The sequence below is a fragment of the Motilibacter deserti genome (assembly GCF_011250635.1).
GTDB classification, from domain to species: Bacteria; Actinomycetota; Actinomycetes; order Motilibacterales; family Motilibacteraceae; genus Motilibacter_A; species Motilibacter_A deserti.
On record NZ_JAANNP010000200.1, the window covers coordinates 1 to 2,139 of the forward strand.

Genomic DNA, 2,139 nt, shown 5'->3' on the forward strand with positions numbered 1-2,139 from the left:
GGAACGACCAGCCGTCAGCAGTGGCGCGCGAGCGCGCTGGCCCGGCGGGGACAGCTGGCGGGAGTGGGCCCGGCGCTGACGCAGGCCGGGTGAGCCGATGTCGCGTCGTCTGGTCACCGTGACCTTGGACAACCTCGACGACCTGCCCCGGCGCTGTCGCTCCTGCGTCTTCTGGGAGCTGGACCCGGTGGCCGCCGACCGGGCCGAGCACGCAGGGGACACCGCGCTGGAGAAGGAGGCGTGGGTCTCCTCAGCCCTGCTCGAGTGGGGCTCGTGCGGGAAGATCCTCTACGTCGACTCGGTGCCGGCCGGGTTCGCGCTCTACGCGCCGCCGGCGTACGTCCCCCGGTCCGTGGCCTTCCCGACCTCCCCCGTCTCCGCCGACGCGGTGCTGCTCGCGACGGCGCACGTCCTGCCGGAGTTCACCGGGGGCGGGCTGGGGCGGATGCTGGTGCAGGGGGTGGCCAAGGACGTGGCCCGCCGCGGCGTACGCGCCATCGAGGCGTTCGGGGACGCGAAGCACGACGGCCCGCACTGCCTGATCCCCGCCGAGTTCCTGCTCTCCGTGGGCTTCAAGACGGTCCGGCCGCACCACCGCTTCCCCCGGCTGCGGCTGGAGCTTAAGAACACGCTCTCCTGGCGCGAGGACGTCGAGGTCGCGCTCGAACGGCTGCTCGGGTCGATGGCCCCGGAGCCCGCTCTGCGGCCCGTCTGAGCCGGGTGACGGCGCGCGTCAGGCCGAGGAGGAGGGCAGCAGCTCGTCCAGGCGGAGCGTCCCGGTCGGGGCGTCGTCCTCCTGCGCGAGGTAGAGCCGCTGGACCGCGACGACGATCGCCTCGGCGACGGTGTCGCGGAAGGCCGGGTCGGAGAGCTTCGCGGCGTCACCGGGGTTGCTGAGGTAGCCGACCTCGATGCGGACCGCGGGCATGCGCGTCAGGCGCAGCAGGTCCCACGTCTTCGCGTGCACCCGGCAGTCGAGCAGGTCGGTGCGCGCCACGATCTCGCGCTGGACCAGGCCGGCGAAGCGCTCGCCGACGGCGGAGACGGATCCGCGGCGCACGACGCCGTAGTAGTAGGTCGCGACCCCGGACGCGAGCGGGTTCGGTGACGCGTCCACGTGCAGCGAGATGAGCAGGTCGGCCTGCAGCCCGTTGGCGAAGGCGGCGCGGCCGGCCTCGTCGACCTCCCAGTCGGCACCGCGGGAGAGGTACGCGACCACGCCCGTCGCGGTGAGGCGGCCCTCGACGCGGGCGGCGAGGTCCTCGACGACCGAGGCCTCGTCGAGCGCGCCGGCGGCGGCACCGCGGTCCGCGCCACCGTGGCCCGGGTCGATGACGACGACCTTGCCGGACAGCCGCGGCCCGCGGGAGGCGATGTCGAGGTCCTCGCGCAGGGCGTCGGGACGGCCGCCGCGCACGGTGCGGCTCAGCCGGTCCAGCGCCTTGAACGTCTTCGGGCCGCAGGTGCCGTCGGGCACCAGGCCGACGTTGCGCTGGAACTCGCGCAGCGCGGACTCGGTGCGCCGGCCGAAGATGCCGTCGACCCGGCCGCAGTCGAAGCCGAGCTCGAGCAGGCGCTGCTGCAGGGCCACCACGTCGTCGCCGGCCAGCAGGTGGCTCACGGCGTGGGTGAGGATGCGGTCGCCGAGCCGCCAGCGCGCCTCGTCCAGCGCGCGGTAGGTCTGCGGGCCGACGATGCCGTCGACGGTGACGCCGCGCTGCTGCTGGAAGGCGCGGACGGCGGCGTCGACGGGTGCGTCGAACTCGGCGGCCTCGAGCCCGGCGATGCGGGCCTCGGCCCCGGACGAGGGCGCAGGGACGTCAGCCAGCAGGCCCAGGCGGGTCAGCTTCTGCCGGATCTCGGCGACAGCCGGTCCCTTGCTCCCCAGGCGCAGCAGCTGAGTCATACACGGCTCCGAAGGGTCTCGCCGAAGGCATGTGCCTGCGGGGAAGTCGGCATCCTAACCGGGGCGGGAGGCGGCCCCTCCTACGTACACGCCGCAGCGGGCGGTCTGGTCCGGGCGAGGTGGCCCGAACGGGCGACGGCGCCCCTCCCGACCGGGAGGGGCGCCGTCGTGGTCTGCGGAGGGGTCGTCAGATGACGCCCTCGAGGTCCTTGAGGAGCAGGCGCTTCGGCTTG

The 2,139-nt window shown here is 74.4% G+C and carries 2 protein-coding genes; one reads left to right on the forward strand and one right to left on the reverse strand.

Features of this window, described 5'->3' with window-relative positions; genetic code table 11:
* The first annotated feature begins 97 nt into the window (after positions 1 to 97).
* Complete coding sequence (locus tag G9H71_RS22335; RefSeq protein WP_166284954.1) at positions 98 to 715, forward strand: GNAT family N-acetyltransferase; 618 nt, start codon at positions 98 to 100, stop codon at positions 713 to 715.
* A gap of 18 nt (positions 716 to 733) precedes the next feature.
* Here G9H71_RS22335 and G9H71_RS22340 read toward each other — a convergent pair whose 3' ends face one another.
* Positions 734 to 1,906: an N-acetylmuramoyl-L-alanine amidase gene (locus G9H71_RS22340; protein ID WP_166284955.1), complete on the reverse strand. Its 1,173-nt coding sequence runs from the start codon at positions 1,904 to 1,906 to the stop codon at positions 734 to 736.
* Positions 1,907 to 2,139 lie beyond the last annotated feature (233 nt).

Excerpts from the sequence above, each read along its gene's own strand:
- G9H71_RS22335 (WP_166284954.1), top strand. The coding sequence starts at position 98 with ATGTCGCGTCGTCTGGTCACCGTGACCTTGGACAACCTCGACGACCTG.
- G9H71_RS22340 (WP_166284955.1), bottom strand. The coding sequence starts at position 1,906 with ATGACTCAGCTGCTGCGCCTGGGGAGCAAGGGACCGGCTGTCGCCGAG.